This window comes from Pseudovibrio denitrificans JCM 12308 (genome assembly GCF_001310815.1).
GTDB lineage: Bacteria > Pseudomonadota > Alphaproteobacteria > Rhizobiales > Stappiaceae > Pseudovibrio > Pseudovibrio denitrificans.
This window is the reverse complement of record NZ_BAZK01000004.1, coordinates 50,455-67,592: the sequence shown is the minus strand read 5'-3', so window position 1 is coordinate 67,592 and position 17,138 is coordinate 50,455. Positions and strand designations below refer to the sequence as shown.

Genomic DNA, 17,138 nt, shown 5'->3' with positions numbered 1-17,138 from the left:
AGCTGCAGGCCCGCATTGCTCTCGTGCGTTTAAAGGTTTTTCCGTGTCTACAAGTTTCAAAGTGACAAACCGCTCTTTCCTTGCGCTCGCTGTCCCGATGACCCTGGCGTATATCTCCACTCCATTGCTGGGGCTGGTTGATACTGCAGTGATCGGGCAGCTGCATGATGCTGCTTTGCTGGGTGGTTTGGCTGTGGGTACGATCCTGTTTGATGTGATCGGTGCGTTCTTTTACTTCCTGCGTGCAGGTACTACGGGTCTGGCCGCACAAGCTCTTGGCGCCAGCAATGGCAACGAGATGCGGGCTGTGTTGGCACGGGCGCTACTGTTGGGGCTGATTGGCGGTGTGATTGTTATCTTCCTGCAATGGCCGATCCTGAGTTTTGGCCTGCCGATCATTGGCGGTACGGAAGCAGTTCAGGAAGCTGCGGCGACCTATTTTGCAATCCGTGCGTTTTCTGCCCCGTTTGTGCTCGCCAACTATTCCATCCTTGGCTGGTATCTTGGACTGAGCAAGGCGGGCATCGGGCTGCTTATTCAGACCTTCCTGAATGTCACCAATATGGTGCTTTCGGTGGTGTTTGTGCTTGGGTTCAACTGGGGCATTCCGGGTGTTGCTGTGGCAACCTTCATTGCGGAAATGCTGACATTCTGTCTGGGGCTTTACCTGATTAAGCGCGAGCTGAATGGCGCACCGCTGCCGACCTTCTCTCAGATTATCATCTGGGAAAAGCTCAAGCCAATGCTGGCATTGAACCGGGATATCATGATCCGGTCCATGGTGATGCTGTTTGCCTTTGGCTTCTTCACATCGCGCAGTGCAGCTCAAGGTGAAGTGGTTCTGGCTGCAAATGCAGTTCTGGAGAAGTTCATTCTGGTTGCTGCGTTCTTTCTGGATGGAACGGCATCAGCTGCCGAACAGGTGGTTGGGCAAGCGATTGGTGCCAAGCAACGCACGGCCTTCCGTAAGGCTCTACGGCTTTCCATCGGCTGGGGCTTTGGGCTTTCCTTTGGCGCAGCAATGGTGCTGTGGCTGACCGGTGGTGTGGTGATTGATCTGCTGACCACCCATGCGGAAGTACGAGAGACAGCGCGGACCTTTATGTTCTGGGCTGTCCTAACGCCAATCATAGGCACTCTGGCTTTCCAGATGGATGGAATATTTATTGGCGCAACGTGGTCCCAGGACATGCGGAACTCTGTGGTGGTTTCAACCATACTGTTCCTTGCCAGCTACTATCTGCTGTTTCCGATCTATGGAAACGACGGGCTCTGGTTCTCGTTGCTGGTGTTCTTCGGTGCACGTGGGTTGACGCTGAGCTATCTGTGCGTCGTGCGTGAGCGGCAGTATTTTGGCGCTCTGCAGCCAGCTTCCAGTAGGGCTGGCTGATCACGAGATCAAAAGGCGAGGCTACTGATACGCACCTCGCCTAGTCTCTACTAGTCGAGCGTTTTGTCTGCCCAGATGTCGTTGTCGATGCCGACAAGCTCCTGCAGGTTGGAAATGCCTCGGGCTGCGACCAGACGAGAGAGATGCTGATTGATCTTCTTCACCAGCGTCTGCCCTTCATAGACCATGCCGGAATACAGCTGGATCTGGTTGGCCCCTGCAAAGATCTTGGCAGCCGCTTTTTCTGGCGTATCTACTCCACCAACACCAAAGAGCGGCAAGTCCGGTCCTACAGCGCGTCTGGTTTTCGCCAGAGCGATGGTTGCGCGTTCGAACAATGGAGCGCCTGACAGACCGCCGGCTTCCTTCGCTTGCTTTTGATCTTTGAGCGTGGATGGGCGGGCGATGGTGGTGTTGGAAACAATCATGCCATCGACCTTGTTGGTCATGACAACCTCAGCAATCTCCTTAAGCGCTTCTTCCATCACATCCGGTGCGATTTTCAGCATGACCGGGACTTTGCGGCCCAGATGGTCTTCCTGCTCATCACGTGCGTTGACGATGGCAGAGAGCAGATGAGCAAGCGCGTCTTTCTCCTGCAGGTCTCGCAGACCCGGTGTGTTTGGAGAGGAGATGTTGGCCGTCAGGTAGTCTGCCAGTTCAGCGAAACGTTTGACGCCTAGCACATAGTCAGCAACGCGATCCTCGGAGAGTTTGTTGGCTCCTACGTTGATGCCCAGAACTCCCGGCGTACGACCTGCTTTGCGGATGCGCTCGTAGACCACATCGTGACCGTCATTGTTGAAGCCGTAGCGATTGATCACGGCGCGGTCTGCGCTGAGGCGGAAATTCCTAGGTTTTGGATTACCTTCCTGCGGCAGCGGGGTCACAGTGCCCACTTCCACATGCCCGAAGCCGAGCTTCATGAGTGGTGTGATGGCTTCTGCGTTCTTATCAAACCCTGCTGCCATGCCGACCGGGTTCTTGAAGGTCAGATCACCAAGCTTGTACTCAAGTGCTTTATTCTCGATTTGGCCAAATGTTGGTGCCAGGCCAGAGGCAAGCATCTTGATGGTTGCGTTGTGAGAAGTCTCAGGATCCAGACAATGTAGTGCCCGAATGCCCACTTTGTTGATCAGGTTTTCAATCGACATTTAAAGCTCCGGAAACTCGTGATTGCCTTCAGCATCCAATGGTAATGGTTTGACCCACTTGGCCTTGGAGACAGGAAACTCGCCATAAAGATGCGGGAAGAGCGTGCCACCTCGGGAGGCTTCCCATTTCATTTCATTTTCCGGGAAGTCTTCGCTCTCAACGGCAATCAGCAGCAAGTCGGTTTGTCCCGCAAAGTACAAAGCAGCGGTTTCTTTCACGGTCTCAGCGCTGGAGAAGTGGATGTAACCATCGGCCAGATCGATCGGAGCACCCGCAAAGATACCGGCGGCTTCAGCTTCCTGCCAAAGCGCCTCGGGGGCGATCTTGAATATGAGGGACATGGGAATTGCCTTTCAGGAGAGACGTCTACTCAACTGAAGCCATGCTCATACATCCACAAATCGGTGGCTGGCAACCCCTCTCTTTCGACTAGTGCTTGCAATAGGATTTTATTCACCACATACAAGATTTCTAAGAGGTGCAGAACAAGGCTGTTTTTCCAGCAAATCTGTACGGTTTATGTCTGGTTATTCCCGCTGTTGGAGGATGAATGTTAGATCACGAGAACCTTTGGGCAGCGCTTGATAAAGTGGCTGAGCGGCACCAGCTGACACCCTCTGGCCTTGCACGACGTGCCGGACTCGATCCGACCTCCTTCAATCCTTCCAAGCGCTTTGCTGCTGATGGCCGCCCACGCTGGCCGTCAACGGAATCGCTTGCCAAGGTGCTCGAAGTCACTCAAATGACCTTCGTGGACTTTGCCGGAATACTGCAAGACAAAACAGAGATCACCGGTACATATTTCCGGTCATTTCCAGCGTATTTATGCACGAGTGATGAGTTACGAGAGGTGGATCTTGAGGATCTCTCGGGTTTTCAGCTAGATAAATTCTGCGATAGCTTCATTTTTCCCAGTTCTCAGAGTGAGAAATTCTTCGCACTGGAAGTTTCGAGTAATAGTTTTGAACCATACTACAGGGAAGGACAAATACTCATCGTCTCTCCCGAGAGCTCTTTGCGGCGAAATGATCATGTTTTGATAGCGACTAAAACCGGAGATTTACATTGCGGCCCGTTGCAACGACAAACGAACGAGCGCATTGAATTTCGACGGCACAACCCGGATGACACACCAAGGGTTGTTCAAGTTGCGGATCTGGTCTGGACAGCAAGGGTTTTGTGGGTGAGCCAATAAGCAGACAGGGTGCTTATGCGGATTACCAAGACCACGTGTTTTCTTTTTGGAGTGGCGCTTCTTGGCGTCGGGTTTTATGCGCTCATTGAGCACAATGCAGAAACCGCTCTGCGTGGAAACGCCCGCACCCTCTATCGCCCCTCCTCTTTTCCGGTTGAGCATAAGCCAAGCGCTGAAGAAAAGCAGAAGGAACTGGCGGCTTTAGAAGCTGCTCGCCTTGCTGCTGAAGCCAAAATCCCAAAAACACCTCCCAAACATCCTGATGGACTGCGTAATGTGGGTGGCACGCGCACGCCTCCTCCTGCGGTAACAGCTACTCTGCAACGTGTTGCTCACGTCAAAGTACCTCGCAAGTCCAAGCAGCCTCCTCCAAAGGAGTTAGTGCTCTATCGCCCTGTTGCGGTGGATGGAGCCACGCTGAGCGATAAAAAGAAACGGATTTCGCTTCATCACGTTCAAGCTGTTCCTCTCAGCACAACATGCCCCAGTGAAGATGGTGAAAGATGGCCTTGCGGGATCAGAGCACGGACGGCTTTGCGTGCTTTCATCCGCCAGAAGCGTGTCACCTGCTCTGACATGAAGCCGATGCAAGGGGATGATTACGCTGCAACCTGCAACGTGGGCAAACATGATCTTGCCACTTGGCTGATTGAGAATGGTTGGGCAAAGGCTGAGCGAGATGCCCCTGAGGCCCTGAAAGACGTTGCTGCGAAGGCGCGGCGGGCTGAACAGGGTATCTGGCGTTCCAAGCTGGTGCAGCTGAGTGATGATGAGTCAGCCACACTGGTGAACTCATGGGAGGAGCTCGCGGACGACAGCACCTCCGAGACACCACTGGTGATGGAAGGGGAACCTGCCATCATCTGGCGTCCACGCGAAGACGTTACTGCGGAGACCTCTGCAACAGAATAATTCATTATTTACAGGGCCTTGGAGAACAAAAGTATAATGTCAGGGTTTTGGAGTACACTTAAACGAGAAGCCTGTTTTCTGGCAGGTGCTGCAACCACAGCCTTTTTCTTTCTGGCTGGGGCGGATCTGTTGCAGCCCTCTGCAGGCCTTGCCGTGCAGATCTTCTGCTTCATCTGGCTTTTCAGCGTCATGCTGTGGTGCGCCTTTGGTGTGGTGCGCCATGCAGACTGTCTGGCCGTTATTTTGGGGGAACCTACGGGACACTGATCCTGACCCTGTCGGTGATCGGCATTGAGGTCTCGCTCATTGTTTCCATTATGCTGACAGGTGGTACCAATGAGCCTCTGGCGCGCGATACGATGCTCGCGGTGCTCAACATCGTGCTGAATGGCATGGTAGGCATCAGTCTTCTGCTGGGCGGCCTCAAATACGGAGAACAGCCCTTCAACACCACGGGTGCCCGCTCCTTCCTTTCAGTTCTCATTCCGCTTGCAACGTTTTCTCTGATCCTTCCCCGTTACACCACTTCCACCGCAGATCCTTCCCTATCCACCGGACAGCAGATTTCCTTCGCGGTGATGATCAGCCTGCTTTATGCAGTGTTCCTTGCAACGCAGAGTATCCGGCATAAGTCTTTCTTCATTCAGCCGAAACCACACTCAGGTGTGGCTCTATCGTTTCTGATGGCGAAGGATGAAGTGGAGGATGACAAGCACGCTCATGATGAGGATGACCATCATCATGACCTGGAGATTTACTCCACCGGCTATCATGCGATGTTCCTGATCCTAACCATGCTACCGATTGTGCTGCTTTCCAAAAAGTTCGCGGTTCTGGTGGACTTTGGCATTGCCAGCTTCCACATGCCTGCTGCCTTTGGCGGTGTTCTTGTGGCACTTCTGGTTCTGACGCCGGAAGGGCTTGGCAGCTTCCGTGCTGCGCTGGCCAACAGGCTGCAGCGCTCCGTCAACATCTGTCTGGGCTCGGCGCTGGCGACCATTGGACTGACTGTCCCGGCGGTTTTGATCGCAGCCGGGATCTTTGACATTCACATTGTGTTGGGCGTGAAGGATACGGATATGATCCTATTGCTCCTGACACTGATCCTGAGCATGATCACCTTCACAGGAACCCGAACGAACGCCCTACAGGGCGCTGTCCATCTGGTTCTGTTTGTCTTCTACTTCATCCTTATTTTCCAACCCTAGGAGACCGCGCTCAAGCAGATCAGCGACCATGTGGTCCACCCATATCTGGTTCCCCAGCGATGTCGCGTGCACGCCGTCCTCGCAAAAGGCAGCGCTGGTGATTTCTGGTATGGCCGCCATGGAGATAGCTCCACGCTCAAAGCAGAGCTGTGTGCCGACACGGTTGATCATCTGACGGCGAGGCTCCAGAACCCCTGCCAGCGCTTTTGAAAGGGCTGGCACGTAGGTTGGAGACATCAGGTTGGGCCAGAAAAGGCGCGCATTCGGATACTTGGTGCGCAGCGCGTAGATCAACTCGCCAAAGCCCTTCTTCCAAGCACGACCGGATTTGAAGTTCTTCAGATCATTGAAGCCGATACTGATGCAAACGTGGGTGTAATCAGCATCCGGCAAGTTAGGCACCACAACGTCCCGCAGCTGCGCTGATGTCGCGGAGTTATTGCCCGCAGCCCGCCATTTGATGGGCTGGCCGCTGATTTCTGAGAGTTTGGTGGCCAGCTTGTAGGTCAGGCCATTTGTAGTGTGATCAAGGCCGACACCTGCAACGGAGGAATCTCCGACAACGAGCAGGTTTATCTGTTTGCCCTGCCCGGCGATTTCGCCGGATTGCGGACCAGGAGCAGGTGCAAAACGCACGGAGTTGGCGCGTGCGCGCAAACCTTCGACAATATAAACGGGTAAAAGTGCCCAAGTAAGCCAGCTGGGAAAAGACATAAAAAAGCCCCCTCGTTTGAGGGGGCTAATTCATCACGCTGCAAGCTCTCCTGCAAGTGCTTTTGCAATCAAACTACGGGTTTCTGGAATACCGTAGAGAGCGATGAAGGATCCGAAACGAGGACCTTTCTCTTGTCCCAGAAGTACCTGATAAATCGCGGAGAAGAAGGTCTGCGCGACACCCGGTCGACCGTCAGGGCCCGGCTTGGCTGTGTTCTGGTAACGCTCAATATTACGACCAATGTCGTAAATTGCGTTCTGGATGTCACCGCCGTCCGTATCAGCAGGCAAACCAGCCAGCACTTCGTCCAGCTTGGTGAGCATTTCGATCTCAACTTCATCCGGCGCTTTGAACTTCTTCGTAGGCTTTACGAAGTCGTCGTAGTAGCGGATTGCGTAGCCAACCAGCTCGTCCAGCATCTTGTGCGTCTCAGCAGAAGAGCCCGGTGCGTAGCGGGAGATGAAAGCCCACAGTACATCCTTGTTTTCTGCGTTGGATGCAGAAACGAGGTTGAGCAACATTGCGAAGGAGATCGGCATTTCTTCCTTCGGTGGGTTGCCGTAGTGGATGTGCCACACTGGGTTCATCAGCTTCTGCGCTGCTTCCATACCGTCAAACTTGGACAGGAAGGTGCAGTACTCGTCGACCGCTTTCGGGATCACATCGAAGTACAGTTTCTTCGCAGTCTTTGGCTTCTGGAAGTTGAACAGAGACAGGCTTTCCTGAGAAGCGTAGGTCAGCCACTCTTCCATGGTCAGCCCGTTGCCCTTGGACTTGGAAATTTTCTGGCCTTTGTCATCCAGGAAGAGCTCATAGTTGAAGCCTTCCGGAGCTGGAGCGCCCAGAGCCTTACAGATCTTGCCAGACAGGTTCACACTGTCGATCAGGTCCTTACCAGCCATCTCATAATCGATGCCCAGCGCGTACCAACGCAGCGCCCAGTCGGCTTTCCACTGACACTTCACTGCGCCACCGGTTACCGGCACTTCCACACGCTCTTCCGTTTCCGGATCAATGTAGGTCACAGTGCCTTTTTCGACATTGCGATCCACCATTGGCACCTGAAGCACCACGCCTGTACGCGGACAAACTGGCAAGAACGGAGAGTATGTTGCCTGACGCTCCTCTCCCAGTGTTGGAAGGATGATCGCCATGATCTTGTCGTAGACTTCCAGCATGCGCAGGAGCGCTTTGTCGAACACACCGGATGTATAGTACTCGGTGGAAGACGCGAACTCATATTCGAAGCCAAACTTATCCAAAAACGCCATAAGCTTCGCGTTGTTTGACTGGGCAAAGCCATCAAACTCGCCAAATGGGTCCGGCACACGTGTGAGTGGCTTGCCAAGGTACTCTGCCAGCATTTCCTGGTTAGGCACGTTGGTTGGAACTTTGCGGAAGCCGTCCATATCATCTGAGAAGCAGATCAGCTTGGTCGGGATCTTGTCTTGTGTGAGCAAACGAAAGGCGGTGCGCACCATGGTGGTGCGGGCAACTTCGCCAAAGGTGCCCATATGAGGCAGACCAGATGGACCATAGCCGGTCTCGAACAAGACCGGCCCGGTCTTGGGTTTCTTCTCCAACCGTTTGACCAGTTTGCGTGCTTCTTCAAACGGCCAGGCTTTAGATACCTGTGCCGCCTCGATAAGTTCTGGGCTGAGATCGAGTTGAGGCAAACTGTTCGTAGACATGGATTTTGAGATCCGTATTTGGAGATTAAATTGTAACTGAGTTTTGCTTTCACCAGCTATATTTGATGCCGGAAAGCTGCGCGAACTTATGTAAAACTGGCGCCCACGTCAATGACAGTTCTCGGGTTTTCGGTTGTAACCCCTTGTATGAGGCAGGAAGCCCCCTTACCTTTGCAGTCATTAACCGCTGCCGGACGATTTGGCATAGCAAAAAACTAAAGCAAACCAAGAGGCAAAGCTTTTTGCTTTGGGGAGATATGGGTACAATAGATAGATTACTGAGCGTAGAAGAAGCTCTCATTCATGTGATGGTGATGGTTTCTGCCGCTGATAGCGCGATGAGCGATGCAGAGCTGCGTCAGCTTGGCGATATTGTGGGCATTCTCCCTGTCTTCAAAGACTTTGATGACAATGACCTGATCAAGATCACCCAGCAGTGCGCTGAGCGTCTTTCCGGCGAAAATGGCATGAACGCAACATTGGCGCTTGTGGCAGAGTCCTTGCCAACCAAACTGCATGACACGGCTTATGCGCTTGGTGTTGAGATTGCAGCGGCTGACCTTCGTGTAAGCCCTGAAGAAGTGCGCATGCTGCAGCTGCTGCGCGACCACCTGAAGCTGGACAAGCTGACCATCGCTGCCATTGAGCGCGGTGCACAGGCGCGTTTCCGTACTCAGTAAGTCAACATGTTATGGAAGGCGGGCGGTTTGGCTGCCCGCAAGTCCTCCCTCGCCCTGAGGGAGTAATGCAGACAGAACCCTAGTGCACTGTCTTGACCATATCTGGCAGGTCCAACGAGAATGCCGGAATTTTTACTGCAAAGAACTCGCCTTTGTCCGTTTGCATACGGTAGTTGCCTGTCATGATGCCTGAGGAGGTGTTGAGAGGGCAGCCGGATGTGTATTGGAATGAGCCACCGGGCTCAATGATTGGCTCTTCCCCAACAACTCCTGCTCCGTTGACTTCCTGCGTATGACCATTGGCATCAATGATATGCCAGTGACGTGAGCGCAGCTGCACTGTTTCGGAGCTGAAGTTTTCAATCGAGACCGTATAGGCCCAGAAGAACTGCTCATCTTCGGGAGTAGACTCCTCAGCAAGATAATACGGTTCCACAGTGATCTGTATATTTCGGGTAACGGCACGATACATAGCACAACCCATATTTCAGGAAAATTCCGCTGCAATTACAACAGCAGTACGCATCCTATTTTTAATAAGTCTAGCCTTTTCACCCCGATCTTCGCAAGAGCAACGATCTTACACCGAGGGATCTGGGTGGTTCAAAACCATATGCCTGACCATGAAAACGCGAGAAATGGCCGAAAGTGTGCAAATCGCAGCAAAAGTCCACGCAACCCATGAGAAGTAAGTGGGAAACAGGCAAAACGCGACGAAGACGCCAATGGTTTCAAAGCCTTCAGCCAGCCCTCCCAGATAATAGAAGGACTTCTTACCGCGCAATGTGGTCTGCATACCCAGCTTTTGTGCCAGAGTGGCAAATGCAAGGAATGTGGAACCGTTAATGTAAAAGCTGAAAAGTAGCGCGGCGGCGGCCAGGGCATTCTGTTCAGGAGCGACAAACGCGAAGGCGAGCGGGATGGCTCCGTAAAAGATGAAGTCGAATGTGATGTCGTAAAACCCGCCGAGATTGGTGGATCCGGCTGCACGAGCGATTGCCCCATCCAGCCCATCGGCGAAACGATTGAGCAGGATGAACAGCAGTGCTGTATAGAACTGACCAGCAGCCACTGCCGCAGCTGCGGCAAGACCAAAGCCGAGGCCAACCAAGGTTACAGCATTTGCCGTAATCCCAAGATCTGCCAGTGCTTTTCCCATTCTGTTGAGCGGGGGATCTATATAGCCGCGGAGTTTTGCATCAAACATATCGTATCCTATCAGATATGCTTTTCGTCTTAGGCCTTTTTTATGCAGGTGCCTATATTAGCAAACCCGCAATCCACACGCGCTGCGATCAAGATTACTTCAACACGACTTGATCGCAAATACAGCAGCGGCAACCCTTTGAAGGGAAAGAAGCTCCTGCTGCAAAGACCTGAGAGTACATCAGCCCTTCTTGCGGTCCTTTCGGATGCGCTCCAGCTCACTGAGCAGTTCAACCTTCAGATCTTTGAGTTCGTGCAAAACGTGGCGTGTTTCTTCGTGCACGTTGATACGGTCTTCCTCAAGATCCTTATCATGCTCCTGCTGCATTGCTGCAACGATTATACCGATGAACAGGTTCAACACTGTGAAGGCCGTGCATAGGATGAACGGAATGAAGAACATCCACGCATTCGGGAAGACTTCCATCACCGGACGCACAATGCCCATACTCCAGCTTTCCAGCGTCATGATCTGGAACAGTGAATAGGCCGAAGCGCCGATGGAGCCGAACCATTCCGGAAACACTGCGCCGTATAGCCGTGTCGCCATGACGGAGAAGACATAGAACACGAGGCCCATGAGCAGAACGATGGAGCCCATGCCTGGCAGCGCGAGGATAAGGCCACCGATAACACTTCGGAGCGATGGAACCACCGAGATCAGGCGTAAGATCCTGAGAATTCGCAGGGAACGTAGGATGGTTGCCGGGCCTGTTGCCGGCACAAGCGCAATAGAAATGATGAAGAAGTCGAAGAGATTCCAAGGACCTTTGAAGAAACTTGGGCCAAACGCGATGATACGTAAGGTCAGCTCTACAACAAAAATTGCGAGGATCAACTCATCCAAAAACCGCAGGATCATGCCGTAATTCGCAATCAGCGACATGCTTGTATCCAACCCCAGGATAATAGCATTCAACGCGATTATACTAATAATTGTGTATTCCCATTGGCGGCTTTCAATGATGGATCGCAACTTCGCCCGCATTTCGACACTTGACCTCACAATACGTATTTGGGCCCACCCTAAGTATTTATCTGATGGTTTCAAGTTGAAAGGGGCCAGCAAAATAATGGCGCGCAGAGATGAAGAAATCGCCAAGAACTAGAGGTAGTAAAGGTGAAACAACACCACCAAATTTAGCTTATAGTTTTCATGGGGTTGCTCGTTTCCACAAGACCTTACACAAATTTGTTCAAATTCTGTAGATATTGCGGCAGCAACCCGCCCAGAGGCTGTTGCTTTGAGAAATATGAGAGGGTCGGCATGAAAGATGTCGTTTGAACTTCGATAACGTGGCATTGAGACCGCCGCTTGTTTTGACAACCGGCGGTCGTATCTTTGCGCTTAAGTCATTTCGACTTTCTGTTTGTGGCTGGCCTTACGGTTGCGTCTCAGCTTTGCCACATCCTGCCGCAGAGTTCTGAGTTCTTTCATGATCTCACTGGCTTCCATGCGCACATAGTGATGGTGTTCTTCCATCTCCTTTTCATGCTCCTCCTCCATGGCTGCCACAATCACGCCGATGAACAGGTTCAGCACAGTCAGCGCTGTTGTGAGGATGAAGGGGATGAAGAACATCCAGGCATTTGGATAAACATCCATGACCGGGCGCACAATCGCGTCACTCCAGCCTTCCAACGTCATGATCTGGAACAGAGAATAGCTGAAGCGCCGATTGTGCCGAACCATTCGGGGAAGGTCTCGCCATAGAGCTGTGTGGCCATGACGGAGAAGACATAATAGACGAGAGACAGGAGCAGCATGATTGAACCCATACCGGGCAATGCCAGAACCAGCCCTCCTATTACGCGTCTGAGTGATGGCACAACTGAGATCAGGCGCAGGATACGCAGGATCCTGAGTGAGCGCAGTATGGCAGCTGGGCCGGTGGTTGGAACAAGAGCAATGCTTACGATTATGAAATCAAAGAGATTCCAGGCTCCTCGAAAGAACCGTAAGCCATATGCATATACGCGAAGAGAGATCTCAACCACGTAAATGCCCACTACGATGTCATCCAATGTGCGGAGAATTGGGCCGTAATGTTGTTGAACAGTCTGGCTGGTTTCTATCCCTAGTGTTATCGCATTCAACGCGATAATGGATATGATTGTGTACTCCCAAGCCTTGCTTTCGATGATCGCACGAAGTTTTTCTCGCATCGTCCATATACCCAGGACATTACGTTAGGGAAGGTCAATTAAAACTCCGAAACCAGATGTTTTTTATGTTCTTGCAATGTGAAACTTATCAGGACAGCAAACAGCAGATTACTCAGTGAGATAAAAATGTAGTTCACTCTTAGGTATCTGCACGGTTTTGGCTCTGGTTGAACGTCAAAAGTATTCGTGTTTTCGCTGGGAAGTCGTAGTCACCGTGTTTACTGTTAAGCTGAAACCAAGTGGAGGAAATCCCATGGTTAGAACCGTTAAGGACGACATCACCCGGTTTGTTATTGGGCAGGAGCCAGTGTTTCAACAGGTGGTTCAGGAGCTGCAGCAAGGCCATAAGACCAGTCACTGGATCTGGTTCATCTTCCCGCAACTTCGAAAGCTTGGGCGCTCCTCAACAGCCCACTTTTATGGGATTGAAAACCTTGAAGAGGCACAGCGGTATCTTGCCTATCCCCTCCTCGCCTCACGTTTGCGCGGATGTTGCCAGTTGTTGCTTCAGCATATCGACCTTACCTCCCGTCAGATCCTTGGTGAGATTGACAGCATGAAGGTACGCAGCTGTGCCACCCTGTTTGCATATGCGGCAGATGATCCAACAGTGTTTCATCAGGTGCTCAACCAGTTTTATGAGGGCCAACCCTGTGAGCTTACAGTCGATGCACTCCGCATCCCCTGGAAACCTTAGTCGCATCCGCTGAGCTAGGCTCCTTCTGCATCCTTGATTTTTCCACGGTGCCGAACGATGCCGTGCTCGGTTTTTCGCCAGTAATGCGGTTTGACGATGAACTCAAACAAGGCTTTGTAGGAGGCAATGCAGCCAAGTACCCAATAGAGCGGAATGCTTACGATCTCCCAGCCGCGAGGTCTGAAGCCCCGCTTTGCGCTGCCTTGAAGGACAGTCACGACAGTCCCCCCCAAACCGAACAGGAAGCAGAAAAGAGCGTATATGCTGAAAGCATCGAAGGCTTGTAGACCGGATTGGTGGACACCCCAGAGGACTCCAGCAAACATCAATGCTGTCAGTGGAGCCGCCCAGAGGCACAGCATACCACCAAAGAAAGTCAGCAGCAGTAGTGTAAAGTTATTCGCGCCTAGTTGCTTATAGATCAATCGTGGGCTTCTGAGGTGGACAGCCAGTGTCTGTATCCAGCCTTTGTGCCAACGAGTGCGCTGATGCAGCCATGCTTTGAGCGTCAGTGGCGCTTCCTCATAGGTGGAGCTGTTCAAGGTGCGCGTTCTGAAACCCTGTCTGGCAAACCTGACGGCGAGATCTGCATCTTCAGTGACGTTGAAGGGATCCCATCCCCCTACTTTGCGAAGTGCGCTGACGCGGAAGTGGTTGGAGGTGCCACCCAGCGGGAGCAGTAGGTTGTTGCGCGAGAGGAACGGAAGGAAGACATCAAACAGAGCGGCATACTCAAAGGCGAACTGGCGCACGAGCCAGCCTTCTTTGGCATGATCGATAGATAGCGCTGCTTGCAGGCAGGCGACGTCATGGCCTTCCAACGCAAACTGGCAGATCGCTTTCTTAAGTTGCTGCGGTTCTGGGCGGTCTTCTGCATCAAAAACCGTAACAAATTCGCCCTTTGTGGCAGCTAGGCCAACTGAAAGTGCTCTTGGTTTGGTTTGAGGCTTGCCGGGAGGCAGGATGATCATCCGCATGGACTTGCGCAGAAGTTTGCGGAGGTTCTTTTGCGTGAGTTCGTCATCCTGCTCCACCAGAAAGATGACATCGAGCGCCTCTTTTGGGTAGTCCAATGCATCCAATGCATCAACCAGTTGGCGACAGATAGCTGACTCTTTGTAAAGCGGGACCAGAACGGTGTAATGCGGCCACTTTTCAAGTTCTGGGACCACGAAATCCTGTTTGTCGGAGTAGGTGAAGAAGGAGGCAATCCTGAGCAAACCAATAGCTCCGAGAGAGAGCGTCAGCAGTATGAACAGGGCCCAATAGAACACATCAAATGCAAAGCCGATTGTGCCGAGGAAGAAGATTGGCGAGACCGTGAGAAGCTTTCGCTGTGACGGCATGAAACGATGAACCGCTGACATGGAAAGATTGTCTTGCACCAAGGCGTTAGAGCTTGCTGTGGTGACGGTGAGTGCCTTCTGGTACTCAGGCGTTACCACGACAATTTTGCTGGTGGCTTCGTCAAAGTACCCAAGCGCCCGCTCAAAGGCCTCCAGTTGGTGTCCGAGGGGAGCGGCGGCGAAGACAACTTTCTGGTTCAGGTCCAGTGCTGGTACAAACAGAATGCCTTCTGTTTCAAAGGGTTTTAGCTTGTCCGAGATGGGGGCAATGGCAGATAGGCTGCCATCCGCAGCGTAGCGGATGTTCATTTTGCCGGAGATGCCCCAATAAAACACGGAGGCATCCAGAAACCCTTGGTCAATCAGATAGCTGCTGACGCATTTATCTTCAGCTGAGCATCGGGACTTTGCAAAATCAATCAAGGCATCAGAGCAGTTGCATTGCAGCAAGATTTCTCGCTCTAAAGCATTGCGTAAACGTAGAAATTCCGGGACATAGCGTTCTTTGTCTTGGCTGCCTGAGATTTTCTGAACAACTGATGATGTCCTCCGCGAATGCGAAGGAGCTTCTAGCGGTGAGATGGTGGTCATGCGGCTTCGTAGGGCTTGCCCGGCTTCGGCGGAGCGCATGCTGTCGATACGGCTGATGGAGAGCGCCAGAGAGCGCAGCGTGTTTGCCTGCTGCACTGACCTCGATGGTTCGTTACTCACTGAGTTATCAGAGTATTCCCGACTTCCCCATGATACTTCCGCCCCTGTTAATCCATGAGGCTGGTTTCCGGCTACAGGCCTTTCCCTCTCGCAGACATTCACTTAGTATCTCCTTGAGAATTTCCCGTTAGGCTTACGCTCTGTTGCAAACTGGATTGGATAGCTTTTGCGTTTCCCTTTATTCTTCATATTGCTGATTTTCTGTAGTGCCCAGCCGCTCATTTTCGCGGCGTCAAATGCCATGGCACAGAATGCATATGGCACTGATACATGGGCGATTTCCCAGAGCTCTCCCTTGTTGGGAGCGGGAAACGATGGCTCTGAAAATGCAGTAAACTCGCAAAAAGCTCCCTCTTCCGTGACAATCCCACTGTTCTCAGGTGGACAATCTGGCTTAGCGACAACTGGCAAGGTGCCAGAGCGTATTCGTTTCATTGCAGCCGATGATTTTCCGCCCTTCATTTTCCGGGATAGTGAAGAGCGTCTGATGGGGTACAACGTGGATCTTGCCCGTGAGATCTGCCAGAGCCTGAAAGCGGCTTGTAGTCTGAAGATCCTGCCGTTTAATCATCTGGCCAATACCGTGGCCAATGGTGAGGCTGATGCTGTGATTGCTGGTGTCAGCATGACACCGGCCAACCTTGAAAAGCTTTCCTTTTCACAGATTTACATGCGCTTTCCAGGGCGCTTTGTAACCAGCAAGCGCAGCACTCTGGAGCCTCTACCTGAAACAATGGGCGGTAAACGTGTTGCGGTGGTTCAAGGGTCTCGTCACGAGGCGTTTTTAGAGCGGTTCTTTACCGATGCTGTTGCTGTTCCCTTTGAGAATGAAGAACTTGCACGAAACGCTCTTGTGAGTTCCGAGGTAGATGCTTTGTTCGGCGATGGGATGCGATTGTCGTTCTGGCTGGATACTCAGAAAGCCAACGGGTGCTGCAAGTTTGCCGGGGGGCCGTGGCTGGACCCAAGTTATTTCAGTGGCGGGCTGGCGATTGCAACAAAGGCAGGCAATATCAAGATGCTGAATGCGATCAATCTTGGTCTTACCCGCCTTCAATCCAATGGCCGTTTGGGGGAGCTTTATCTCAGATATTTCCCACGTGGCTTTTTCTAGTGCCCTGCTTTTGGCGTTCCATCTTTGTTGACACGGCTGGACAGCCAGCCTTGTACATGAGTTAAGGCCTTGAAAGGCAAGAGCAATGCCCAACCTAACTGGCGTGGCTCTTTGCCCTGAAATTCCTTCAGACCAAACGTGATGTTCTCTTGCCCGCCTTTCGGATCATGGACATAGGTGGAGAATAACCGGTCCCACCAAGGGAAGTTGAAGCCGTAGTTGCTATCGGTTTCGATTGGGCGGGTTGAGTGGTGGATGCGGTGCATATCTGGCGTCACAATCACCCATCTCAGCACACGGTCAGCCTTCTCAGAAAGCTTGATGTTGGCATGGTTGAACATAGCAGCGGCATTGAGGACCACTTCGAAGATCACAACTGAGAGAACAGGCGCGCCAAGCAAGGCGACCACGACCACTTTCCAGAGCATAGAGACGGCAATTTCCAGCGGGTGGAAGCGAAGTGCGGTGGTGACATCGAAGCGCGGATCGGTGTGGTGCACCTTATGCAGATGCCACAGGAACGGGACTTTATGGCTTGCGACATGCATGGCCCATACTGCGAAATCGAGGGCAAAGAATGCGATGATGCCGCCGAGCACGGGATCCAGCACCAGCCAGTGAACCAAACCGAAGCCCTGCATCTGCGCCCAGTAAGCCGTTGAAACTGCAGCAAAAGGCAGGGCAAAGCGCAGCATAAGTGTATTGATTGCCGACAGGATAAGGTTGGTGGACCAGCGCTGTGGCCGTTCCTGGCTCTCGGAGCGCCGGGGGATAAATATTTCCAGCAGCGCGAACACGAGGAACGCTCCTGCAAAAATTCCCAGGCGAATGGCGCCTTCTTCCATAGTGTATTCCGTTCTATTCTCGCGTAGGTTCTACGCATTTATATTAGCTAATTTGAATATGGGTCTTATTGAAGACGGGGACAAGTAAATTTCCTGTCACTTTTGAT

At 52.4% G+C, this 17,138-nt stretch carries 17 protein-coding genes and 1 pseudogene; 8 read left to right on the top strand and 10 right to left on the bottom strand.

Annotated features, from left to right (window positions below; all coding sequences use genetic code 11):
• Window positions 1-97 precede the first annotated feature (97 nt).
• On the top strand, window positions 98-1,390 hold the full coding sequence (locus JCM12308_RS05690; protein WP_208609099.1) for an MATE family efflux transporter: 1,293 nt from the start codon (window positions 98-100) through the stop codon (window positions 1,388-1,390).
• A 50-nt stretch (window positions 1,391-1,440) separates the two neighbouring features.
• Here the strand turns inward: JCM12308_RS05690 and JCM12308_RS05685 are convergent, their stop codons facing one another.
• Both JCM12308_RS05685 and JCM12308_RS05680 read right to left on the bottom strand, forming a co-directional pair.
• Window positions 1,441-2,544, bottom strand: coding sequence for a quinone-dependent dihydroorotate dehydrogenase (locus JCM12308_RS05685; RefSeq protein ID WP_054783121.1), 1,104 nt, complete (start codon window positions 2,542-2,544; stop codon window positions 1,441-1,443).
• A complete protein-coding gene (locus JCM12308_RS05680; protein WP_054783120.1) occupies window positions 2,545-2,886 on the bottom strand; it encodes a DUF952 domain-containing protein in 342 nt (113 codons plus the stop codon).
• Between the two features lie 209 nt (window positions 2,887-3,095).
• On the opposite strand from JCM12308_RS05680, the gene JCM12308_RS05675 reads away from it, so the two are divergent.
• Genes JCM12308_RS05675 through JCM12308_RS05665 form a run of 4 tightly spaced genes read left to right on the top strand, consistent with a single transcriptional unit; the run spans window position 3,096 to window position 5,860 of the window.
• Window positions 3,096-3,740, top strand: a complete 645-nt coding sequence (locus JCM12308_RS05675; protein ID WP_054783119.1) for a S24 family peptidase — start codon at window positions 3,096-3,098, stop codon at window positions 3,738-3,740.
• Between the two features lie 15 nt (window positions 3,741-3,755).
• Window positions 3,756-4,652 carry a thermonuclease family protein gene (locus JCM12308_RS05670; RefSeq protein ID WP_054783118.1) on the top strand — a complete coding sequence of 299 codons (897 nt, stop codon included), beginning with the start codon at window positions 3,756-3,758 and terminating at the stop codon, window positions 4,650-4,652.
• 36 nt (window positions 4,653-4,688) lie between these two features.
• Complete coding sequence (locus JCM12308_RS29110; protein WP_208978289.1) at window positions 4,689-4,919, top strand: hypothetical protein; 231 nt, start codon at window positions 4,689-4,691, stop codon at window positions 4,917-4,919.
• Window positions 4,920-4,933: 14 nt separating this feature from the next.
• A complete protein-coding gene (locus JCM12308_RS05665; RefSeq protein ID WP_208978288.1) occupies window positions 4,934-5,860 on the top strand; it encodes a calcium:cation antiporter in 927 nt (308 codons plus the stop codon).
• Here JCM12308_RS05665 and JCM12308_RS05660 read toward each other — a convergent pair.
• Both JCM12308_RS05660 and JCM12308_RS05655 read right to left on the bottom strand, forming a co-directional pair.
• Window positions 5,798-6,574, bottom strand: a complete 777-nt coding sequence (locus tag JCM12308_RS05660; protein WP_054783117.1) for an SGNH/GDSL hydrolase family protein — start codon at window positions 6,572-6,574, stop codon at window positions 5,798-5,800. The genes JCM12308_RS05665 and JCM12308_RS05660 overlap by 63 nt on opposite strands.
• A gap of 33 nt (window positions 6,575-6,607) precedes the next feature.
• Window positions 6,608-8,266: a lysine--tRNA ligase gene (locus JCM12308_RS05655; RefSeq protein ID WP_054783116.1), complete on the bottom strand. Its 1,659-nt coding sequence runs from the start codon at window positions 8,264-8,266 to the stop codon at window positions 6,608-6,610.
• A gap of 266 nt (window positions 8,267-8,532) precedes the next feature.
• On the opposite strand from JCM12308_RS05655, the gene JCM12308_RS05650 reads away from it, so the two are divergent.
• The gene (locus JCM12308_RS05650; protein ID WP_037037084.1) at window positions 8,533-8,946 is read left to right on the top strand and encodes a tellurite resistance TerB family protein; all 414 of its coding nucleotides are present in this window, start codon (window positions 8,533-8,535) and stop codon (window positions 8,944-8,946) included.
• Between the two features lie 79 nt (window positions 8,947-9,025).
• On the opposite strand, the gene apaG is transcribed toward JCM12308_RS05650, so the two are convergent.
• From apaG to JCM12308_RS05625, 4 genes and pseudogenes are all read right to left on the bottom strand, one after another.
• Window positions 9,026-9,418 carry a Co2+/Mg2+ efflux facilitator ApaG/CorD gene (gene apaG, locus JCM12308_RS05645; protein WP_050773922.1) on the bottom strand — a complete coding sequence of 131 codons (393 nt, stop codon included), beginning with the start codon at window positions 9,416-9,418 and terminating at the stop codon, window positions 9,026-9,028.
• Window positions 9,419-9,526: 108 nt separating this feature from the next.
• Window positions 9,527-10,153, bottom strand: a complete 627-nt coding sequence (locus JCM12308_RS05640; protein ID WP_008549886.1) for a CDP-alcohol phosphatidyltransferase family protein — start codon at window positions 10,151-10,153, stop codon at window positions 9,527-9,529.
• Window positions 10,154-10,333: 180 nt separating this feature from the next.
• Window positions 10,334-11,140, bottom strand: coding sequence for an ion transporter (locus tag JCM12308_RS05635; protein ID WP_083417076.1), 807 nt, complete (start codon window positions 11,138-11,140; stop codon window positions 10,334-10,336).
• Window positions 11,141-11,500: 360 nt separating this feature from the next.
• Window positions 11,501-12,318: pseudogene (locus JCM12308_RS05625) on the bottom strand (ion transporter).
• A 253-nt stretch (window positions 12,319-12,571) separates the two neighbouring features.
• On the opposite strand from JCM12308_RS05625, the gene JCM12308_RS05620 reads away from it, so the two are divergent.
• On the top strand, window positions 12,572-13,015 hold the full coding sequence (locus tag JCM12308_RS05620; protein ID WP_054783115.1) for a DUF1810 domain-containing protein: 444 nt from the start codon (window positions 12,572-12,574) through the stop codon (window positions 13,013-13,015).
• A gap of 14 nt (window positions 13,016-13,029) precedes the next feature.
• Here the strand turns inward: JCM12308_RS05620 and JCM12308_RS05615 are convergent, their stop codons facing one another.
• Complete coding sequence (locus JCM12308_RS05615; RefSeq protein ID WP_208609074.1) at window positions 13,030-15,072, bottom strand: glycosyltransferase family 2 protein; 2,043 nt, start codon at window positions 15,070-15,072, stop codon at window positions 13,030-13,032.
• A 241-nt stretch (window positions 15,073-15,313) separates the two neighbouring features.
• Between JCM12308_RS05615 and JCM12308_RS05610 the strand changes: the two genes are divergently transcribed.
• On the top strand, window positions 15,314-16,186 hold the full coding sequence (locus JCM12308_RS05610) for a transporter substrate-binding domain-containing protein (protein ID WP_054783113.1): 873 nt from the start codon (window positions 15,314-15,316) through the stop codon (window positions 16,184-16,186).
• On the opposite strand, the gene JCM12308_RS05605 is transcribed toward JCM12308_RS05610, so the two are convergent.
• Window positions 16,183-17,031, bottom strand: coding sequence for a sterol desaturase family protein (locus tag JCM12308_RS05605; RefSeq protein WP_054783112.1), 849 nt, complete (start codon window positions 17,029-17,031; stop codon window positions 16,183-16,185). The genes JCM12308_RS05610 and JCM12308_RS05605 overlap by 4 nt on opposite strands.
• Window positions 17,032-17,138: the final 107 nt, after the last annotated feature.